This window comes from Lacibacter cauensis (genome assembly GCF_007830055.1).
Taxonomy (GTDB): Bacteria; Bacteroidota; Bacteroidia; order Chitinophagales; family Chitinophagaceae; genus Lacibacter; species Lacibacter cauensis.
Genome location: NZ_VLLE01000006.1, coordinates 520,400 through 539,217 on the forward strand (window position 1 = coordinate 520,400; position 18,818 = coordinate 539,217).

Consider the following 18,818-nt stretch of genomic DNA (forward strand, 5'->3'; position numbering starts at 1 on the left):
GTTTTATGGAGACGGTTTACTCTTGCATCTTAGTCAAAATGAATATAACTTTGAAATCATTTCCACTTTCTGCTTTTTTGCTTTTCGTCTTATTCGCTTGTGAGCAAACAACAAACAATCAGGCAAAAACGACTACAGCAAATACACATAGTATTGACTCGTCTAATTATACAATCCTGCAGTTTGATAAAGCTAATACATGGCTTTCAAAAAACATTAAGCCCACCAGTTTGACAAAAAGTGAGATCGAAGAAATTGAAATCATCCTTAAGCAGTGTTTAGAAAAATACAATCCTGATCAAAAACTTCGCTTTGACACAATTTCAAAAAAGCATCCCGAATACAATTTAAAGATTGAATACTTTGTAATAGACTTATCAAAATACAAAAGACAGTATGTACCCTTCATCAACTCTGCTGGACAAAAAGAAGTTTGGGTGAATTGCTTTTGTTACGAGTTCCCCGATTGGAGAAATGAAATATTAGAAGTAAATGACGGAGGTAACTGCTTTTTTAATCTAACCATCAACCTGACGACGAAAACATTTTCCAAATTTATGGTTAATGGAGAAGCGTAGAAAGATACTAGTCAACAAGGAATTATTCTTTCTCGCCTTTGTTGGTCGCCTGACCAACAAAGAACCTCAAGAACGGTAGTGCGTTAGAAACGGAAACCTATTTATTCCCGTTTCATAAAATGCAGCGCTGCTCCATTCATATTCTTCCGGCAATATTGCAAGATTCCATTTTGGCTGAACAGGATTATTGTGGACATAATCCAGTTTCTGTGAAAATACTTTCTCAGTAAACAAATCAATGCTTAACGAATTACGCTCCCACACCTGAAATTTCCTGTCTGCCGCTTTTACTTCTAACATTTTCAGCAACGGATCATCGTGCATACGCATGAAGTTTAAAATACTCCGTGCTGTAAACTTTAAAAAATCCCGTTGAAATTCTGCACGATTGATACCATCATGTAATTGCCAGATTAAGTGAAGATGGTTCGGCATTAATACAAATCCATAGATTGTTACCTGGTCTAACACAACTCTTCTTGCAATCGCTTCAAGAATTATTTGTTTGTGATAATCGTTCTGTAAAACTGGCTGCCAATTTAAATTGGTAATGGTAATAAACTGCGGAAGGTGTTCGTAGCGAATCATCCTCTAAACTATAAAACAGCTACTTCCATCGCAAGAGTTATGGACAGATTTTTAAATCCCTTGTTGGTCAGGCGACCAACAAGGGCGTCGTTTTCAAATCATCCGATTATATATCTGTAGCCTTTGTTGGTCACCTGACCAACAAAGGCTACAGAATCACTAACGGCAACAATAACCTACCGTTTATTAAAACAATACCGGTAATCGTAACCACTGCCATTCATAAATGCAAACAGGCTTCTGCCCGAATTTCGAAAATCAAACCGATCGAAATACCAATCGATCACTCGGTTACTGGAAAAATCGTACAGCTTCAGCCACAACACATTTTTTGTTTCGGAATGCCAGTTGCCATCGTTGTCTCTATAACCGTTATCAATACTGCGTATTTCCCAACTGCCCTGCATGGTTCCGTTGGCATCGGCATAACGAGCTGTGCGGTCTTCGAAGAAAGTAAAGGTGCCACTTTTGTACTGCGATTGTACATTTTCATTGGCAAACGGCCTGCGTTTCTGAATTTCGGTTAACTGCCAGCTTCCTTCAATCCGGTTTTCGGGCAACCATTTTTTACAGGAGCTAAATGTAACAACAAGGAGAACGATGAAAGAAAGTGAGTAGAGTTTTGCTTGCATAGATGATGGTTTGCTGAAATGCAGCAAATACAACACCAGCGATTGTTAGCAAAAAACTAAACTGTAACAAAAAATCCCCCGGCAAATGCCGGGGGATTTTTTATTGTAAGCTTAACTTATTTCATTATCCAAGCTTTGCTTTCAGGTTACTATCAATTGCATCCAGGAATTCTTCTGTATACAAATAATGCTCACCATGATTTACTTTGTTGCCATGGATACAAACAGCTAAGTCTTTCGTCATCTTACCGCTTTCTACTGTTTCAATACAAACAGCTTCCAGTGCGTTAGCGAAATCGATCAATGGCTGGTTACCATCTAACTTACCACGGAAAGCCAAACCACGTGTCCATGCAAAAATAGATGCGATGGGATTGGTAGATGTTGGTTTACCTTTCTGATGCTCACGGTAGTGACGTGTTACTGTACCATGTGCTGCTTCTGCTTCCATTGTTTTACCATCAGGTGTAATTAATACAGAAGTCATTAAACCAAGCGAACCGAAACCTTGTGCAACCGTATCGCTCTGTACATCGCCATCGTAGTTCTTACAAGCCCAAACGAAATTACCGTTCCACTTCAATGCACTCGCCACCATGTCATCGATTAAACGATGTTCGTACACAATACCTGCAGCATCAAACTGTGCTTTGAATTCGTTTTGATAGATCTCTTCAAAAATATCTTTGAAGCGGCCATCGTATTTTTTAAGGATGGTATTTTTTGTAGAGAGGTACAAAGGCCATTTTTTGCTCAAGGCCATATTGAAACAACTGCGTGCAAACCCTTTGATACTTTCATCGGTGTTATACATCGTCATTGCAACACCATCGCCTTTGTAGTTGTATACTTCAAACACCTGTGGTTCGCCACCATCTTCAGGTGTAAAGGTCATCGTTAATTTTCCTTTTCCTTTGATCACCGTATCGGTTGCACGGTATTGATCGCCGAAGGCATGACGACCAACAATGATGGGCGCTGTCCAGTTAGTAACCAAACGGGGAATGTTGTTGATTACGATTGGCTCACGAAACACGGTACCATCGAGGATGTTGCGGATAGTGCCGTTCGGGCTCTTCCACATCTGCTTCAGATTAAATTCTTTTACACGTTGTTCATCGGGAGTAATGGTTGCACACTTGATACCAACACCATATTGTTTAATGGCGTTTGCTGCATCAATCGTTACCTGGTCGTTGGTTTCATCTCTGTACTCAACACCAAGGTCGTAGTATTTAATATCCAGTTCGAGATAAGGAAGAATCAATTTCTCTTTAATGAATTTCCAGATGATACGTGTCATCTCATCGCCATCCAGTTCTACCACCGGATTGGCTACTTTAATCTTTTCAGCCATCAGTTTGCTTTTAAATATGAATAATGCAGAAGTCTACCTTGTTAAAGGGAGAGCAAATATAAACTGCTCTGTTGAATAAAACACGCCTAATCTGCAAGCAGGGAGCGGATTGTACGGTAAAACTCAACTTTAAATTCATCGTAGAAGTGACCGGTACCCGGACCAAAGAAGCCTTGGTGAATTACGGAAACGTTCCCGGACTTTGTAAGGAAGATGGTTGTAGGAAACGAACGAATAGGCGTTAGCTGTGGTAATGTTTTTTCGGTTCGCTGCTCATCGCTTACGGTTACAGGAGGAATAAGCACAGGGTATTGAATACCGAAACGTTTGATAAATTTTTGAATGCTTGCTTTAGAGCGATTGAAGTCAGTGCTGTATTCGTACGCCAGTGCAAGCACTTCAACACGCTTGCTTTTATATTCTTTATAGAAGCTGCTGAGGAATTTGCTTTCGTCCATACAGTTGGGGCACCAACTGCCCATGATCTGGATGACCACTACTTTGTTTTTGAAACGGGCATCGTTGATGGAAACAGTTTTGCCGTTTACATCTTTAAACGAAAAGTTGAGTTTGCTTTCGCCGGGTTTTAATTGTGTTACAGGAGTAGTATCGGGCAATGCAGCAGTATTGTTTTTTGTTGCACGCCATGGTTCAACAGGCGATGCACTGCTGAAAAATTTTCCGTTACTGATTTCGTTACCGTTGATGGTTGCAGTGAAGTAATACGCATGGCTTCCATCGAAACAACTCAATTGCATTTCGTTACCGTTAACCACACCTTCGAGAAAACGATAATCGCCGCTGGGCGTTAAGAAAGTGCCGGTTAATGCTGATCCATTTTGTTTAAACTCAGCAATGGCTGGACGATCAGTTCCATTGGGTCTTGTAAAACTTACCTGCCAACGACCGGTGGCGTTTTGTGTGGTGGCTTCGCTAACAGTAAACCGTTCTTTTTGTCCATACACAAATGTTACCGGAAACTCCAGCAACTTTAAACTACCTGCTTTAAACCATTTGCCTTTTAACGATCCATCCGGTTGCAACTGCAAACGGAAATACGATTCAAAGAATGGCATTTCGATATGCACCGAATCGCCTTTTACTTTTATATCATCTACCAGTAAACGTTCTGTTGCATTGCGGATGTACAGTAACTGTTTTCCATTTTTTTGTTGCAACTCCGCATTAAAAATAATAACAGCACCATCTTCCCTGGCAATGGCTGCACGATACCAACCTGTACGGAGTTGCTTTGTTTGTGCATGCACATTTACAACAAACAGGAATACGGTTACAATAAAACCAACTAAGGACTTCGGAAAAAATACAGCTGCTTTCAAACTATGATTTACGTTTTTGCTTTTTTGTTTTTTGTTCGGGCTTGTTCGTTGCGGGCTTTATTATTTCGGTTACAGTGTACTCATGAATGACAAACTGCAGTTTTGAATCATCTTTATCCTCTTCAAAAAAAGTGATTGTTGTATTACCATTTTCACTTTCAAGTATCATGATGGATTTCATTGACTGTCCATCTTTATCTACAACAATTCTGTATTCTGTTTTGCCGTTTTTCAAATATTCACTCCACTCACAGGATACAATTTCAACAATATCGCCTTCCAGTGTTTCTGTTTCGCCTTTGAACGATCCTGTTAAAACCAATTTTGCCGAATCGATCGTAATAACCGTTTCCATTGCAAGCTCCTCTGCCTGCATATTAGTTTTCAATCCTCTTGCCTTACTACTCTGCAGTTTTACAATTTTCGGATCGCATTATGCAGAAGCAGTTTGAATTGCAAGAAATAATAATGCCGATAAAACGGTAAGGAGCTTGTTCATAAGTTAAAGTTGTGTTTGGTTTATAAGTTTTCGAACATGTCTTTTGTCATGGCAGCAAGATCGTATTCGTGTTTCCAGCCCCAATCGGCTCTTGCCACACTATCATCAATGCTTTGCGGCCAGCTATCGGCAATTTGCTGACGGTAATCGGGCTTGTAACTCATTTCAAACCCAGCACGGTGTTTCGCCACTTCGGCTGCAATTTCCTTCGGAGAAAAACTCATCGATGAAATATTATACGAATGGCGAATAGATATTTTAGATGCAGGTGCTTCCATCAGTTCAATGGTAGCACGGATAGCATCGGGCATGTACATCATCGGCAGATAAGTATCTTCCTTCAGGAAACACTCGTACTTGTTTTCTTCCAACGCTTCGTGAAAAATTTCTACTGCATAATCGGTAGTACCTCCGCCCGGTGCTGATTTGTAAGAGATCAAACCCGGATAACGCAAACTTCTTACATCTACACCAAAACGCTGATGATAATAATTGCACCAAAACTCGCCTGCATATTTACTGATGCCATACACCGTTGTTGGTTCAATAATGGTTTGTTGCGGACAATTTTGTTTGGGACTAGTTGGTCCGAACACAGCAATAGAAGAAGGCCAGTACACTTTGTAAATCTTCTCTTCCCGTGCAATATCCAGAACGTTCAGCAAACCCGTCATGTTGAGGTTCCAGGCAAGGTTGGGATTTTTTTCGCCCGTAGCAGAAAGAATAGCCGCCAGCAGATAAATCTGTGTGATGTTTTGGCGGATAACCTGCACATGCAGCATTTCTTTGTTCATTACATCGAGGCTAACATACGGACCGGTTCCTTCCAGCAAAGGATTCTGTTCACGCAAGTCAGATGCTATCACGTTCTGGTTACCATAAATTTTACGCAGTGCAAGGGTAAGCTCCACTCCAATCTGACCGGAAGCGCCGATCACCAATATTTTTTCTCGAATCATAACGGCAATTTGTGCGGCAAAAATAGGTGGAAAAACAACTGAGCAAACATTCATTCGTTTGCGCAAGAGTCTGCACCATGATTTGGGCAGATTAACCGATTTACAGGATAAGATAGAAGCCGGGGTGCATCTAACTTCTAAATCAGCCATCATACATCCTCCATCAGAAACCCAATTCGTACCTCGTACTTCTTACTTCGTACTTACTGTTATCTTTGCCGCATGGAACAATATGTAAAAGAGCTGTTTGCCAATCAGTCGTACGACGAAAAGAATTTCTTTTTAATTGCCGGCCCCTGTGTGGTTGAGAGTGAAGAATTAGTAATGGAAGTGGCCGATAAAGTTTCAACCATTTGCAAAAACCTCGGCATACCGTACGTGTTCAAAGCATCGTACAGGAAAGCCAACCGTACAAGTGCATCTTCTTTTACAGGCTTAGGAGATGATACCGGTTTGAGTTTAATTGATAAAGTGCGGAAAACATACAATCTTCCTGCCACCTCCGATATTCATGCGCATGAAGAAGCAGCAATGGCCGCTCCCTATTTAGATATTTTACAGATACCTGCATTCCTTTGTCGCCAAACAGATTTGCTGGAAGCTGCTGCTGAAACAGGCAAAATTGTAAACGTGAAAAAGGGACAGTTCCTCAGTGGACCATCGATGAAGTTTGCAGTAGAAAAAATTAAGAAAGCAGGCAACAACAAGGTTATGCTTACAGAACGTGGTAATACGTTTGGCTACACGGACCTTGTAGTTGACTACCGCAACATTACCTGGATGAAAGAATTGCATGTACCGGTAATTATGGATTGTACACACTCGCTGCAACAGCCCAACCAAACAAGCGGTGTTACGGGAGGTAATCCGCAACTGATCGGCACTATTGCAAAAGCAGCCATTGCAACCGGTGTGGATGGTTTGTTTATTGAAACGCATCCCAACCCTGCCGTTGCAAAAAGTGATGGTGCCAACATGCTGCAGTTAGATAAACTGGAGCCCCTGTTGGAACAACTGGTAAAGTTGCGGAAGGCTGTTTTATAAAAATTGATTTCGCTATAAAAGTTGAGGCTCTTAATAAAGAGCCTCTTTGTTTTGGGTTTGGATACCAAACGTTTTCAAAAGGATGCAACGACACAAAATTTACCCAACGGGTAAACGGGTTGAAGTATAATGGCATCGCTGTTAACGATCAATAATAAAAATGTGGAGTGGCTAAGGGAAAGCGGAACTAAAATAAACAGGTGTATGCTTCAATAAGAAAGAAGATGTTTAAAGTTAGCCATTTTGAAACGCAGCAGAAAAATTTTTTATACTTCGCTTGGTAACAAGCCAAATTCCTTTTTAAACGCCAGCGAAAAATTACTGAGGTTGGTATAACCCAATTGCGTACCTACTTCTTTTACATTGTACTTACCGGTAAGCAGCATAGCCTTGGCCTTAAGCATCCGGTTTTTTTGATAGTACTCGTAAATACCAGTTCCGTATACTTTTTTGAATGTACTTTTCAATTTCGATACACTCATATTACTCAGCCCGGCAAGTGTTACAATGGTTGGTGGCGGCTGGCCGAAATCACGCACCAGGATGGCTTCAATCTCCATCAGCTTACTCAAATCGGCAGGCTTCACTTTCCGCTGACCGGCATCCGGATTTTCTTCCATCTTACGATGCACTTTCGACAGAAAATTTTCCAGCAGCAACATAATCCTGTTCTTCACAATCATCTGCTGCATGGGGTTTGCTTCTTCTGTTTCAAACACCTCGTCAAACAAAATTCTGTTTTGCGCATCAAAAGGTTCGGGATAAGAGATACTGTTCTGCTGCTGGTTAAACCGCATGAGCAAATGCAACTCATTAAACCTGTTAAGATGACTGTTGATCCATTGTTCGGGCAACAGCAAGTTAATGGTACGGGCTTTAGTTTTTGCTTTTACAGTAAAGCTCATATCGTGTGTACTGTTTACAAGCGATATACCGGAACGGCGGATGCTTTTATCAACATGCTTTTTACCGTTGCGTTCAAACTGTAAAGGTTCACTCAATGCAGAATCATTAAAGTACAGCACGCAGTAATATTCTTCTGTTTTTAAGCGCTTATAAGTAACATCTGTGTTATACTCAATATCGGAAAGCAGGGCCTGTAATCCGTTGGGCAAATCAACCACCTTATAAAACCCTTTTCCAAAATGCGGTGGTATCTGCAACACATTATTCTCCAATGAGCAATTTAACTGCGCAGCAAAACTTTGCAGCAAAGCATGGTAATCGGTATGTTGCAGTTCAAGTGTAATCACCTTTACAATTCTGTATTATGCGTTTGTAAACTCCGATGGCTCTTGGTTCATGTATTTCTTAAAGGCAATGGTAAAATTGCTCATGTTGCTGTAGCCTATAATACCTGCAACTTGCTTTACCGAATACTTACCGGTACTCAACAACTCTCCTGCCCGCTGCATACGCTTCTGTTGGTAATATTCATAAATAGGAACTCCATATACCGATTTAAAAATCTTTTTCAGCTTGGTGGAACTCATAGTTGCCCTGCGTGAAAGTTCTTCGATAGATTTTGGTTTTTCTGAAAAATTTTCAACCAATAACTTTTCAATTTTAAATACCGTATAAATATCGTCCTGTTTAATATTTGTTTCTACATCGGCAAGCGACACCCGTGAATGGATCCGTGTAAAAAAACGTTCAAGTAAAAGCTGCACCCTGTTTTCGATATACAGATGCGGAAACGGCATATCCGGATCTTCCTGCATGATTTCTTTCATCAGCTGATAGTACACCGTGTCGAGCGGCTCCATATTAAAACTGCGGCTCTTCAATGCAATATAGGCAGGCAGAATATCATCAAATACTTCAATACCCATCAGTTTTCCCAGCCATGCTTTGGGGATAAGAATATTTACCGCTTTAAACGTCGTTCCTTTTGTTCCGTGATAAAACCAATCAAACAAGGAACTGGTAAGGTATGCCACAGCAACTGTTTCTTTTTGTTTCTCCACAACATCGGCATCAATACCAATTTTGATATTCTTCTCCAGCGTCAGCTCATCAAAACGAAGGGTGTAGTATTCGGTATCGTCGCTTTTACGGCGCAACAACCAATCTTTATTAATACGGCAATTGATAATATTTACATCGAGCCCGTTGGAAAGTTGCAACACCCGGTAATAACCGCTGGCCACATCTTCTGGAAAAAACAACCAGTTATCTTTTGTTTTTACCCCCAGCTGTACAGCCAGATCGTTGATCATATCGCTGTAACTGGTATGTATGTACTCAAAAGAAAACATGGATTTAGGATTGATTGTTTGTTGAAATTAAACAATCAGCACTCAAAAAACAATGATTGCAAAAGGCTTAGTAACGCAACGGGTTTCTTTTGCTGAACCAGATGTACTGACGAATGTTCACCCAGAACCCGATAAACATATAAATAATCACAGGTGAGCCCATTGTAAGGAAAGACAAATAGATAAAATATTTACGGATGGTGCTGGTTGCAATACCCATTCGTTCGCCAAGCCAGGTACAAACACCAAACACATTCCACTCAATCATTCGTCTAATGCGGTTCATAAGTATTTATTTCTGTTACAAAATTAATAGTATCAACAATTCTTTAGTGCAGTTGGTTTAAAATGTATACGATTTATCGGTAAATTCGCAGCCTCTAACAGCCAACCGGGAACAGGAGAAGGCGCTGTTCGGGCAATTTTCATTGTTTCTCAATCTTTTCTGCCTGAAAACCGCTCTTATTTCCGGATAGCTACTATTCATCATTATCAAATTCTTCTTCATGGTATTCGATCTCGACCTCATTAAAAAGACGTACAGCGAAATGCCTGCCAAAGTGGATGCAGCCCGAAAAGCATTGGGACGTCCTTTAACACTGGCAGAGAAAATATTATACTCTCACCTCTGGAAAGGAGTTGAACCCAAAGATTTCGAAAGAGGTAAAGCGTACGTTGATTTTGCTCCCGACCGTGTGGCAATGCAGGATGCAACTGCACAGATGGCTCTTCTGCAGTTCGACACAACAGGTCGTAAGAAAGTAGCAGTTCCTTCAACCGTACATTGCGATCACCTGATTGTTGCTAAAACAGAAGGTAAGCAGGATCTGGTGAAAGCCGTTACTGATAATGAAGAAGTGTACAACTTCCTGTCTTCGATTTCTAATAAATACGGCATCGGTTTCTGGAAACCCGGCGCTGGTATCATTCACCAGGTGGTGCTGGAAAACTATGCTTTCCCCGGTGGTATGATGATTGGTACCGACAGCCACACCGTAAATGCTGGTGGCTTAGGTATGATTGCGATTGGTGTGGGTGGTGCTGATGCCTGCGATGTAATGGCAGGTTTAAGCTGGGAATTGTTGATGCCGAAGCTGATTGGTGTGAAGCTTACCGGTAAACTCAATGGCTGGACAGCTCCAAAAGATGTGATCTTAAAAGTGGCGGGTATTCTTACTGTAAAAGGTGGTACCAACGCTATTGTTGAATATTTCGGCGAAGGTGCAACAAGCATGAGCTGTACCGGTAAAGGCACTATCTGTAACATGGGTGCTGAAATTGGGGCAACCACTTCTACATTCGGTTACGATGAGAGCATGGCTCGCTACCTGAAAGCTACCGGCCGTGCAGAAGTTGCAGATGCTGCAGATGCTATTAAAGAATACTTAACCGGCGATGCTGAAGTATATGCAAACCCTGAAAAGTATTTCGATAAAGTAATTGAAATTAACCTTAGCGAACTGGAGCCACACTTAAACGGACCTTTCACTCCGGATTTAGCTACCCCTATTTCGCAAATGAAAGAAATGGCAGCTAAAAACGGATGGCCTACAAAAGTCGAAGTAGGTTTGATCGGTAGCTGTACCAACTCTTCTTACGAAGACATCAGCCGTGCAGTAAGTCTTGCAAAACAGGTTGCTGAAAAAGGTTTAAAAACAAAAGCGGAGTTCACCATTACCCCCGGCAGTGAACTGGTGCGTTATACAATTGAAAGAGATGGTTACCTGAGCACATTTGAAAAAATTGGTGCCACTGTATTTGCAAACGCATGCGGACCTTGTATTGGCATGTGGGATCGTATGGGTGCAGAAAAGCAAGAACGCAACACCATCGTTCACTCATTCAACAGAAACTTTGCCAAGCGTGCTGATGGCAACCCGAATACATTGGCGTTTGTTGCAAGTCCGGAATTGGTTACTGCATTGGCAATCGCTGGTGATCTTACCTTCAATCCAGTAACTGATACATTAACTAATGAAAAAGGCGAGCAGGTAAAACTCGATCCGCCAAGTGGTGATGAATTACCTGTAAAAGGTTTTGCGGTTGAAGATGCCGGCTACCAGGCTCCTGCTGAAGACGGCAGTGGCGTGGTGATTGATGTAAAAGCAGACAGCAAGCGTTTACAACTGCTGTATTCGTTTGCTCCTTGGGAAGGCACAGATCTTAAAGGATTGAAACTGCTCATCAAGGCTAAAGGAAAATGTACAACTGATCATATCTCAATGGCTGGTCCATGGTTGAAATTCCGTGGTCACCTCGATAATATCAGTAACAACATGTTGATTGGTGCAGTAAACTTCTTCAACGAAAAAACAGATAACGTAAAGAACCAGTTAACTGGCGAATACGGTCCTGTTCCTGCAACGCAGCGTGCTTACAAAGCAGCGGGTGTTGGTTCAATTGTTGTTGGTGATGAAAACTATGGTGAAGGTTCAAGCCGTGAACATGCGGCGATGGAACCACGTCACCTTGGTGTGCGTGTGGTATTGGTGAAATCATTTGCACGTATTCACGAAACTAACCTGAAGAAGCAAGGTATGCTGGCATTAACGTTTGCCAACAAAGAAGATTACGATAAGATCCTTGAAGATGACAGCATTGATGTTATTGGCTTAACCAGCTTTACGCCTGGCCAACCGTTACAACTGGTGTTGAATCACAAAGATGGCAGCAGCGAAACCATTACCGTTAACCACAGCTACAACGCTCAGCAAATTGAGTGGTTCAAAGCTGGTGGTGCGTTGAATGTGATCCGTGCTGAATTTGCAAAAGGATAAAAACAATCGGGCCGCTAACAAGGCCTGCATGTTTTTACTTCATAAACTTCAATCCCGCTGTAATAGGCGGGATTTTTTATCTGCATTGAAAAAATATTCATGAGTCAATTAACAAAAGAAGATTTCATGCGTGAAGCGATTCGCCTTTCCATTGAAAATGTTGAAAACGGGAAAGGCGGACCATTTGCAGCTGTTATTGTGAAGGACGGAAAGATTATTGCAACCGGTGTAAATGAAGTAACATCAACAAACGATCCTACTGCGCACGCCGAGGTAGTTGCCATAAGAAATGCATGCAACTCCTTAAACAGTTACCAGCTTGACGGTTGCGAAATTTATTGCAGTTGCGAGCCTTGCCCAATGTGCTTGGGCGCTATCTACTGGGCAAACGCATCAAAAATCTATTTTGCCAATACAAAGGAAGATGCAGCGGCTATCGATTTCGACGACAATTTCATTTACCATGAGATTGCACTGCCGTTTAAAAATCGCCAACTGCAAACAGAACAGCTGCTTCGTGAAGAAGCATTGCAGGCATTTGAACAATGGGAAAAAAGTCCGCTCAAAAAAATGTACTGATTAATTGAGTAGTACTTTCTTTTCTGCAGGAAAGAATGGGTTGTCACGTGCCAATAAAAGAATCGCTGCAATTACTGCTATTACAAGCAACATAGCAATTTGTAAATACGACTGAATAACGGTTACGCCTATTATTGATTTCGAACTGTTTTGAAGTAAGTCGCCTTCTTTTGCTTGCAAATTATTTAGCTCAGTTAAAGAAGTTTGTGCCGCCAAAAAATGTTTATCCAGCAAATCTGCAGATGTTGTACTACTGTTAGCGGAATAATTTGTTGCTGCTGTTTTATAAGCAGCAAGACTTGCGAGCAGTTGTTTCCAGTGCTGTTGCTCATCTTTTGTTAAATAGGTCTTTTCGTAAGCATCAATAAGCCGGGCTATTGCTTCATCATGTTTCTGTAGTTCAGCGTTCAGCTGTACAGCAGCTACGGTTTCATTCATGTGTAATATTTTCTTTTGATAAAGATGATCGTTGATCTCAAACAAATAACCCGCCGGCATCAACCTGTCTTTGTACATCGACGACATATTTTTATCTAACTCCCGGTAATCCTTCTCATATAACAGCTGATTCAGCCCTACAGCAATCAACACCACAAATAAAACTGCAGCCGCTACCCGTTTTTCTCTGATAGAAATAAATTGTTTCATACAGCAAGATTTAATCGTTCGCAAGTATCAAATTACAATTAAATCTGCTGTGTTCAAAAAACACATTGAGAATATCTGTTACTTAAACAATACATTAACCACTTATCACAGAAGCTGTGTTATAAATGATCTCTTCCTAACTTTAAAACACTAAACTTCAACGCATGAGAAAATTTTTTCTTTTATCACTCATCACAACTTCTTCACTGCTGGGTGTTGCTCAGCAAACACAAAAGCCTGTACTGCATGGAAAAAACTGGATGGCTATTACCGGTAAACCATTGGCGGCAACAGCAGGCAGTATGATTTTTCAGAAAGGAGGCAACGCTGTTGATGCTGCCTGTGCCATGCTCGGTGCTACCTGCACCATGTGGGATGTGTTAAGCTGGGGCGGCGAAACGCAAGCACTTATTTATAATCCGAAAACAGGAAAAGTAATTGGCATTAATGCGTTGGGTGTTGCACCAACAGGAGCAACAGCGGAATATTACAAAAGCAAAGGATATAATTTTCCGCCGGAATATGGTCCGTTGGCAGCAGTAACTCCGGGTACCGTTGGTGGTCTTTGTTTAATGCTGGCCAACTATGGCACTATGAGTTTAAAAGATGTGCTGGCACCGAGTATGCAATTGGCTGCAGGTTATGCTATTGATGCACAAACAGCCAACAGCATGGAGCGTGGAAAGCAAATGATTAAACAGTGGCCTTACAGCAAAAAAGTTTTTCTGCCACATCTTGGCGAAAAAAGAGAAGCGCCGGAAGGAGGAGAAATTTTTGTACAAAAAGAATTGCTGGAAACACTCACCAAAATGGTAGAGGCTGAACAGCTGGCATTGAAAAAAGGTAAAAGCCGTAAAGAAGCGATCATGGCTGCATACGATCGCTTTTATAAAGGCGATATTGCACAGGAATTTGTACGTGGCTGCCAAGAACAGGGTGGTTTAATTACTATGCAAGATCTCGCCAATTGGAAACCGATTGAAGAAGAAGCCATGCATGTTAATTACAAGGGCATAGAAGTGTACAAACTCAGCCAGTGGACACAAGGCCCCATGCTGTTACAGAGCCTTAACATATTGGAGAATTTTGATTTGAAGAGTATGGGTTATAACAGCACACGGTATATCCATACATTATATCAAACCATGAACATGACGTTCGCTGACCGGGATTTTTATTATGGCGACCCTTACTTCCCACCAGCCGAACCTATACAAGGTTTGTTGAGTAAAGACTATGCAAAGTTCAGAGCCAAACAAATTGCAATGGAACGGAATGATCCGTTAGCGGGACCAGGCGATCCATATCCGTACGAAGGAAAAACAAATCCATACATTGATGTACTGAAGAAAAGAGGTTTCAATATGGATACGACCTCTACACAACGAAGAAATTTTGCTCCAGCGCATGATGTGCGTAACGAAGCTGTTGCAGCAATTGATGCTGATTATATGGATCGGTTATGGAGAGGAACTACATCTGTTGAAGCAGCTGATGCAGAAGGCTGGGTTGTTTCCATTACACCATCAGGTGGTTGGCTACCTGCCTGCATTGCAGGTAACACAGGTGTTGGGATGAGTCAACGTGGACAAAGTTTTGTGCTCGATCCGTCATTGAATCCGTTCAATGTTATTGAGCCGGGCAAACGACCACGTGTTACATTAACACCCACTCTTGCATTGAAAGATGGCAAACCATTTTTATCGTTTGCAGTGCAGGGTGGCGATACGCAGGATCAGAATTTACTGCAGTTCTTTTTGAATATTGTTGAGTTTGGTATGAATGTGCAGGAAGCCTGCGAAGCAGCAAACATTAACACCAATCAACTCTGGCTATCGTTGGGAGGAAGTAAAGTAGATGATCGCAAACCAAGACCAGGCAGTTTGTTATTACACGATAACACACCGGAATGGGTGCGGAAAGAATTAAGACAGATGGGTTACACACTAACATTCGACGATAGAACAAGCGGCCCTATCAATGCTATCTATTTCGACTGGAAACACAAAACATTCTGGGGTGGCAGCAGCAACCATGGTGAAGATTATGGGATAGGCTGGTAACGACATTACTTTATTAAATCAGCAAGCCCTCTCAAGTTTGAGAGGGCTTGCTGATTTATAACCTTTACTTATTCTTTACTGTTTCGTAAACTGCGTATAATAACGCATGCCCGTTTTGGGTTGATAAAGTTCCATAAAATAAGATCCTGTTTGCAACGATTTAATGGTAACCGACGGATTGGAAGCAGATACATTACTGGTTAATACCATTCGTCCTTCAGCACTATACATACGGCAAACATAAATACCATTCTGATCTGGAAGACTGATCCGTACAGCATCACTGCTGGGGTTTGGAAATACTTTTACTGTTAAAGATTGTCCGCTGCTTAACCTGATCTTCTGCACATTACTGTACGTTGTTATTTTATCTTTTCCAATAACCTTAATTCTGTAAGCAGACTCAACATCCCGTACGGTTATTTTATCTTTAAATTCATATTTTTCTTCCGTCACATTATCTGTTCCCATTACCAGGCCGATTGTTTTAAACTCGCCATTATTATCCTTCCGCTGTACTTCAAAATAATCAATCAATTGATTGTTTTCCGAATTCCATTGCACCTGTACATGATTCAATTTATCTGTAACATTTGCATCAACAGCTTTACCTGCTAATACACCGTTGATGGGTGTAATGAAATTCACATCTTCTTTTCCAATAGTTATCGGATTTGTATTTACGTTAGATCCGCAACTACTAGCATCAAATGGTTGATAAGGATTACCTTCATTACCTTCTCTAAGAATTACAACTGCGATATCCTTATAAGCATCCGTAAGATTTCCGTTATGGCCTCCATTACTTTTTTCAAGGAACTGAGCTATAAACTCGGGATCTCCAAACCCATAGTCAGGATCCGTGAGGTGATAATAAGCCGGATTGTTATTGTCTAACGTAAAATAAATGTCAATTAAAATCGCCATCTGTCCGGCGGCAAGAGTTAACCCATTGGTGCAACTTGTAGTTGAACGATTGATATATCGTTGTTGCATGACTTTTGTACCACCAGTATTTATTGTTGCTGTTCGTTGTGTTCCAACGATAGGATCAATATTTGCAACATTTGCAGCATTATCAGGGCCGATGAAAGTAAGGTAGGCCGCATCATTTAAACCAGTCATATAGCTATTGTAACCAGCAAAAGATACGTTTGCTTCATTATACTGAATACCAAAACGCCAACCCATCAATCGTGTTTGTCCTGAACTTGAACCGGTAGGGTTACGTAAAGCTAAACGTATAACAACTCTATTACTTGCACTTTGCCAAAATGCATTGCCGTAAACTTCGGCACTTTGAGAATAAGAAGTGTTTTGCAGGTATGTTATTACAACCAGCAACAAGAGTAACTTTCTAATCATATAGAAAAGTTTTAATTGTTAACTGGTTTCCGTAGGTGTGGGAGATTAAAGTAGGGCTTTTTCAGGGAGATCGTAAAGCAAAAGTAATATCCATAACCGAGTATAGCAAGCAGAACTGTAGATATTTTTAAAGAAAGTTGTCGTAAATCTACGACAAGGATGATCTATTTGGCTTCGAACCAAAGAGGCTTCATATCGTCCCAATTACCGTTATAGTTGATTGTAATCTCTTCGCCGGGCTCAATTTGCCGGACTGATTTGATAAACATCCATCCCTCTTCAAAATCCATAAAGTACTCTGCATTACTGGTGTAAGAATGATTGTACACCGCAATCCAGCCTAAAGCCATAGCGCATTGCGTCTTATCTTCGCCCCACTCAAAAATATAGTCATGTAATAGTGTCTGATCCAGTAATACCCGTTCTGCGGCACTCATTACAATTACGGGCGCCATTTCAATTATCTCCCCAGCCTCAATTCCCTGTTCAGTAAAAACACCCCGGCCTTTATCAGCAGTATTCGTAATAAAAAGATCGGGTAAACGCATTCGGTTTTGTTTTAGCAATTTCAAAGAAACTAACTTTCTGCTACATTGTCGAAGAGTAAGTTTAGCCTTCCTTCCCTCGCTTTAACTTAAATTGCAGGTGTGGAATTTAATTTTAAAACAGCAGCAGTATGAGTTTGGAACTGGAACCCGAAGTTTCATTAAAAGAGCAATTTGAAGCCCTGATGATCAGGGAAGACAAGTTGGATATTCAGGATTTTTTAAATAACCAGAACATCAGCGATGTCGCCGAACTTGTTGACGAATTTCCTGATTATGAAGGACAGATTCTGGCCAATATGAGCGTGCATAGGGCTGTAAGCGTGTTTAAAATTCTGGACCTGCCCACACAAAAACACGTTATTAAAGAGCTCCCTCCATTTAAAACGGCCGAATTACTAAACGAACTGCCTGCCGATGACCGTACTTCTTTTCTGGAGGAATTACCCAGCAACGTAGTGCGTGAGCTGATTAAACTCCTGAACCCCGAGGAACGAAAGATTACACTTTCGTTGCTTGGCTACCCCGAAAACAGTATTGGCCGATTGATGACACCCGACTATGTATACATCTACCCTTACAATACCGTGTCGGAGGTTTTTGACACCATCCGCAAGTATGGTAAAGACAGTGAAACGATTAACGTACTCTATGTAATTGATGAGAAAGGAGAGTTAATAGATGATATCCGCATCAGGGACATTATTCTCGCCGCACCAGATAAACGTGTGGAAGAGTTGATTGACGGACGCTTTATTGCACTGAAGGCTTACGACGACCAGGAAACAGCTAATGAGGCGTTTAAAATGAACAACCGTGTGGCGTTGCCGGTAGTTAGCAACACCAACAAACTGCTGGGCATTGTTACCATCGATGACGTTCTTTGGGTTGCCAACGAAGAATTTAGTGAAGACATGCAGAAAATGGGTGGTACCGAAGCTCTCGATGAACCTTACCTTGAAACGCCCTTAATAAAACTCTTCAAAAAAAGAGTTGTTTGGCTCATTGTACTTTTCCTGGGCGAATTATTAACCGCATCAGCAATGGCGTTTTTTGAAGATGAAATTGCCAAAGCTGTGGTACTTGCTTTGTTTATTCCCTTGATTATTTCCAGCGGTGGTAACAGCGGCTCACAGGCTTCTACACTGGTTATACAAGCAATGGCTGTGGGCGAAGTAACACTCTCCGATTGGTGGAAAGTAATGCGTCGGGAAATTATTCAGGGTTTGATGTTGGGTACAGCACTCGGCCTTATCGGTTTTGTGCGCATTTTTATCTGGCACTCCATTTCGCCGGAAATATATGGCAACAATTGGGATGAAATTGGTTATGTGGTTGGCCTTTCATTGGTAGGAGTAGTGCTTTGGGGAACGCTTAGCGGCTCGATGCTGCCTTTGTTTTTGAAAAAACTCGGCGCCGATCCTGCTGTTTCTTCCGCACCATTTGTAGCCACCTTGGTTGATGTTACAGGATTGATCATTTACTTCTCAACAGCTTTCCTCTTCTTAAAAGGAATCTTGCTGTAGTAATGTAATCGACTTTCCGTTTATCGAAAACCCAAGGTTCACCATTCAATTTGCTTATTT

General features: G+C 41.3%; 18 protein-coding genes. 6 read left to right on the forward strand and 12 right to left on the reverse strand.

The window, feature by feature from the left end:
- Positions 1–50: 50 nt before the first annotated feature.
- Positions 51–578 carry a hypothetical protein gene (locus tag IQ13_RS18890; RefSeq protein ID WP_144888189.1) on the forward strand — a complete coding sequence of 176 codons (528 nt, stop codon included), beginning with the start codon at positions 51–53 and terminating at the stop codon, positions 576–578.
- A 66-nt stretch (positions 579–644) separates the two neighbouring features.
- Here the strand turns inward: IQ13_RS18890 and IQ13_RS18895 are convergent, their stop codons facing one another.
- The 6 genes from IQ13_RS18895 to IQ13_RS18920 form a co-directional block, all read right to left on the reverse strand.
- The gene (locus IQ13_RS18895) at positions 645–1,166 is read right to left on the reverse strand and encodes a transposase (protein WP_144888190.1); all 522 of its coding nucleotides are present in this window, start codon (positions 1,164–1,166) and stop codon (positions 645–647) included.
- 176 nt (positions 1,167–1,342) lie between these two features.
- Complete coding sequence (locus tag IQ13_RS18900) at positions 1,343–1,798, reverse strand: hypothetical protein (protein ID WP_144888191.1); 456 nt, start codon at positions 1,796–1,798, stop codon at positions 1,343–1,345.
- 124 nt (positions 1,799–1,922) lie between these two features.
- Positions 1,923–3,155 carry an isocitrate dehydrogenase (NADP(+)) gene (locus IQ13_RS18905; protein WP_144888192.1) on the reverse strand — a complete coding sequence of 411 codons (1,233 nt, stop codon included), beginning with the start codon at positions 3,153–3,155 and terminating at the stop codon, positions 1,923–1,925.
- A gap of 86 nt (positions 3,156–3,241) precedes the next feature.
- Complete coding sequence (locus IQ13_RS18910; RefSeq protein ID WP_242009587.1) at positions 3,242–4,495, reverse strand: TlpA disulfide reductase family protein; 1,254 nt, start codon at positions 4,493–4,495, stop codon at positions 3,242–3,244.
- 1 nt (position 4,496) lies between these two features.
- The gene (locus tag IQ13_RS18915) at positions 4,497–4,871 is read right to left on the reverse strand and encodes a hypothetical protein (RefSeq protein ID WP_144888193.1); all 375 of its coding nucleotides are present in this window, start codon (positions 4,869–4,871) and stop codon (positions 4,497–4,499) included.
- Positions 4,872–5,014: 143 nt separating this feature from the next.
- On the reverse strand, positions 5,015–5,953 hold the full coding sequence (locus IQ13_RS18920; protein ID WP_144888194.1) for an NAD-dependent epimerase/dehydratase family protein: 939 nt from the start codon (positions 5,951–5,953) through the stop codon (positions 5,015–5,017).
- Positions 5,954–6,175: 222 nt separating this feature from the next.
- Here IQ13_RS18920 and kdsA point away from each other — a divergent pair, with 222 nt between their 5' ends.
- Entirely contained in the window at positions 6,176–6,997 is an 822-nt protein-coding gene (gene kdsA, locus IQ13_RS18925) for a 3-deoxy-8-phosphooctulonate synthase (RefSeq protein ID WP_144888195.1), read from the forward strand.
- Between the two features lie 266 nt (positions 6,998–7,263).
- Here the strand turns inward: kdsA and IQ13_RS18930 are convergent, their stop codons facing one another.
- The 3 genes from IQ13_RS18930 to IQ13_RS18940 all read right to left on the reverse strand — a co-directional run bounded on the left by IQ13_RS18930 (position 7,264) and on the right by IQ13_RS18940 (position 9,541).
- Entirely contained in the window at positions 7,264–8,250 is a 987-nt protein-coding gene (locus tag IQ13_RS18930; protein WP_144888196.1) for an AraC family transcriptional regulator, read from the reverse strand.
- Between the two features lie 15 nt (positions 8,251–8,265).
- Positions 8,266–9,255: a helix-turn-helix domain-containing protein gene (locus IQ13_RS18935; RefSeq protein ID WP_144888197.1), complete on the reverse strand. Its 990-nt coding sequence runs from the start codon at positions 9,253–9,255 to the stop codon at positions 8,266–8,268.
- A 67-nt stretch (positions 9,256–9,322) separates the two neighbouring features.
- Complete coding sequence (locus IQ13_RS18940) at positions 9,323–9,541, reverse strand: PspC family transcriptional regulator (RefSeq protein ID WP_144888199.1); 219 nt, start codon at positions 9,539–9,541, stop codon at positions 9,323–9,325.
- Positions 9,542–9,761: 220 nt separating this feature from the next.
- On the opposite strand from IQ13_RS18940, the gene IQ13_RS18945 reads away from it, so the two are divergent.
- Both IQ13_RS18945 and IQ13_RS18950 read left to right on the forward strand, forming a co-directional pair.
- Complete coding sequence (locus tag IQ13_RS18945; RefSeq protein ID WP_144888201.1) at positions 9,762–12,032, forward strand: aconitate hydratase; 2,271 nt, start codon at positions 9,762–9,764, stop codon at positions 12,030–12,032.
- Positions 12,033–12,131: 99 nt separating this feature from the next.
- Positions 12,132–12,611 (forward strand): nucleoside deaminase, encoded by a 480-nt coding sequence (locus IQ13_RS18950; RefSeq protein ID WP_199758313.1) that lies wholly within the window; start codon positions 12,132–12,134, stop codon positions 12,609–12,611.
- On the opposite strand, the gene IQ13_RS18955 is transcribed toward IQ13_RS18950, so the two are convergent.
- Entirely contained in the window at positions 12,612–13,259 is a 648-nt protein-coding gene (locus tag IQ13_RS18955) for an MCP four helix bundle domain-containing protein (protein ID WP_144888203.1), read from the reverse strand. It lies immediately after the preceding gene.
- A gap of 164 nt (positions 13,260–13,423) precedes the next feature.
- Between IQ13_RS18955 and IQ13_RS18960 the strand changes: the two genes are divergently transcribed.
- Positions 13,424–15,322 (forward strand): gamma-glutamyltransferase family protein, encoded by a 1,899-nt coding sequence (locus IQ13_RS18960; RefSeq protein ID WP_144888205.1) that lies wholly within the window; start codon positions 13,424–13,426, stop codon positions 15,320–15,322.
- A 75-nt stretch (positions 15,323–15,397) separates the two neighbouring features.
- Here the strand turns inward: IQ13_RS18960 and IQ13_RS18965 are convergent, their stop codons facing one another.
- Together IQ13_RS18965 and IQ13_RS18970 are read right to left on the reverse strand one after the other, a co-directional pair.
- The gene (locus IQ13_RS18965) at positions 15,398–16,687 is read right to left on the reverse strand and encodes a T9SS type A sorting domain-containing protein (RefSeq protein WP_144888207.1); all 1,290 of its coding nucleotides are present in this window, start codon (positions 16,685–16,687) and stop codon (positions 15,398–15,400) included.
- A 164-nt stretch (positions 16,688–16,851) separates the two neighbouring features.
- Positions 16,852–17,235, reverse strand: a complete 384-nt coding sequence (locus IQ13_RS18970) for an SET domain-containing protein (RefSeq protein ID WP_144888210.1) — start codon at positions 17,233–17,235, stop codon at positions 16,852–16,854.
- A gap of 128 nt (positions 17,236–17,363) precedes the next feature.
- Here IQ13_RS18970 and mgtE point away from each other — a divergent pair, with 128 nt between their 5' ends.
- Positions 17,364–18,758: a magnesium transporter gene (mgtE, locus tag IQ13_RS18975; RefSeq protein WP_144888212.1), complete on the forward strand. Its 1,395-nt coding sequence runs from the start codon at positions 17,364–17,366 to the stop codon at positions 18,756–18,758.
- The last annotated feature ends 60 nt before the right edge of the window (positions 18,759–18,818 follow it).